The sequence below is a fragment of the Methylobacterium sp. WL116 genome (genome assembly GCF_008039455.1).
GTDB lineage: Bacteria > Pseudomonadota > Alphaproteobacteria > Rhizobiales > Beijerinckiaceae > Methylobacterium.
This window is the reverse complement of sequence record NZ_VRUV01000676.1, coordinates 1-2,075: the sequence shown is the minus strand read 5'-3', so window position 1 is coordinate 2,075 and position 2,075 is coordinate 1. Positions and strand designations below refer to the sequence as shown.

At 72.4% G+C, this 2,075-nt stretch carries 3 protein-coding genes; all 3 read right to left on the bottom strand.

What is annotated here, in order from left to right; genetic code table 11:
* Positions 1-453: CBS domain-containing protein (locus FV223_RS26120; protein WP_147729657.1), on the bottom strand; the 453-nt coding region annotated here is incomplete at its 3' end.
* A 36-nt stretch (positions 454-489) separates the two neighbouring features.
* Positions 490-996 (bottom strand): rRNA maturation RNase YbeY, encoded by a 507-nt coding sequence (ybeY, locus tag FV223_RS26115; protein ID WP_147729656.1) that lies wholly within the window; start codon positions 994-996, stop codon positions 490-492.
* Positions 996-2,006: a PhoH family protein gene (locus FV223_RS26110; RefSeq protein WP_147729658.1), complete on the bottom strand. Its 1,011-nt coding sequence runs from the start codon at positions 2,004-2,006 to the stop codon at positions 996-998. Before FV223_RS26110 ends, ybeY begins: the two co-directional genes overlap by 1 nt.
* Positions 2,007-2,075: the final 69 nt, after the last annotated feature.

The window sequence follows — 2,075 nt, the reverse complement described above, 5'->3', positions numbered from 1 at the left end:
GGCCGCGGCGCTGCGGCGCGGGGCGGCCTCGGCCCGCGCGGCGATGTGGTCCACGAAGTCGCGGATGTGGACCATGCCGCGCGGGTCGTCGAGCGTCTCGCCGTAGACCGGCAGGCGGGAATGGCCGGCGGTGCGGAACAGCTTCAGCAGGTCGCCGAGGCTGGTCTCGACCGAGACCGCGACGATGTCGGCCCGCGGGATCATCACGTCGTCGACGCGCACCTTGTGCAGCCCGAGGACGTTCTTGAGCATGGCGCGCTCGAGCGGCGAGAACGCGTTCTCACCCGAATCGGGCTCGGCCAGGGCCTCTTCGATGTCGCCGCGCAGCGAATCGCGCGGTTTCAGGTGCAGCACCTGGAGGAGGCGGTCGTACCAGGGCTCGCGCGCACCCGATTCCGCCTCGTTGGAACTGAGCGCGGCCTGGGCCGCGCCGCGACTTCGATCGTGGGTCATGTCTCTCGTGTCTGGGATCGGTTGGGACGTCGTCGCTCAGCCGGCCGCGGAGTCCGCGTAAGGGTCGGGCACGCCGAGGGTCGCGAGCGCCGCGACCTCCAGGGCCTCCATGGCCTCCGCGTCCGCGTCGCCGGTCTCGTGGTCCTGACCGAGCAGGTGGAGGGTGCCATGAACCAGGAGATGCGCGAGGTGGTGGACGAGCGGCTTCGACTGCTCGGCACTTTCGCGCACCAACGTGTCGTACGCAAGAACGACGTCGCCGAGCGGCACCGCGACGCCGGCATGGGCGGGCTGCGGCGAGGACGGAAACGACAGCACGTTGGTGGGCCGGTCCTTGCCCCGCCAGGTCCGGTTGAGCGCCTGCACGGTGGCGTCGTCGGCGAGCAGGACGCTGACCTCGACCGGGCCGGCGGGCGGCTCGGGGGCCGCGGCGAGACCGGCCTCGACGGCGCGAATCACGAAGGCTTCGAGGTCGGGGACCGCGCCGCTCCAGCGTTCGTCCTCGATCGCCACCTCGACCACCATGTCGATCGCGTGCCCCATCACGCGAGCGGCCGCCGCCGCGGGTTCGGGTTGCGGTCGGCATCCGCCTCGCCGTGGGCCGCGCCCTCGTAGGCGGTGACGATGCGGCGCACGAGGTCGTGGCGGACCACGTCCTTGTCCCGGAAGTTGATGCGGCCGATGCCCTCGACGCCGTCGAGCACCCGCACCGCCTCGACCAGCCCCGACTTCTGCCCCGGCGGCAGGTCGACCTGGGAGGGATCGCCGGTGACGATCATCCGCGAGTTCTCGCCGAGCCGGGTCAGGAACATCTTCATCTGCATCGAGGTGGTGTTCTGCGCCTCGTCCAGCAGCACGATCGCGTTGGTGAGCGTGCGCCCGCGCATGAAGGCCAGCGGCGCGATCTCGATCACCCCGGTCTGCAGGCCGCGGTCGACGTGGCGCGCCTCCATGAAGTCGTAGAGCGCGTCGTAGATCGGGCGCAGGTACGGGTCGACCTTGTCGCGCATGTCGCCGGGGAGGAAGCCGAGGCGCTCGCCGGCCTCGACCGCCGGGCGCGAGAGGATCAGCCGCTCGGCGTGGCCCTGCTCCAGCAGCGAGACCGCGTGGCCGACGGCGAGCCAGGTCTTGCCGGTGCCGGCCGGACCCTCGGCGAAGACGAGCTCGTTGGCGCGCAGGGCCTTGATGTAGGCGTCCTGTGCCGCGTTCCGGGCGCGGACCGCGCCGCGCTTGCGCGTGGCGATCTGCTCGAAATGCGGCCGGTCCGGCTCGGCGGCGATGGCGGCCGCCGGGAACAGCTGGCCCTGGACGGTGGCCTCCTGGATCGCGCCGTCGACGTCGCCCAGCGTCAGGGCGCTGCCGCCGGTCCGCACGCGGGCGTAGAGCTTCTCGAACACCCGGCGGGCACGCTCGGTCGCGTCCGGCGAGCCCTTGAGCACGACGTGGTTGCCCAGCGCGGTGGCCGTCACCTCCAGCCGGCGCTCGATATGCGCGACGTTCTGGTCGTACTGGCCGAAGACGAGGCTCGCGAGGCGGTTGTCGTCGAAGGTCAGCGAGACCTCGACCGGCTCGTCGTGGCCGAAGCCCGGGCCGAGCGGCCGCGCGGCGGGCCCGCGCCCGCG

Excerpts from the sequence above, each read along its gene's own strand:
- ybeY (WP_147729656.1), bottom strand. The coding sequence starts at position 996 with ATGGGGCACGCGATCGACATGGTGGTCGAGGTGGCGATCGAGGACGAA.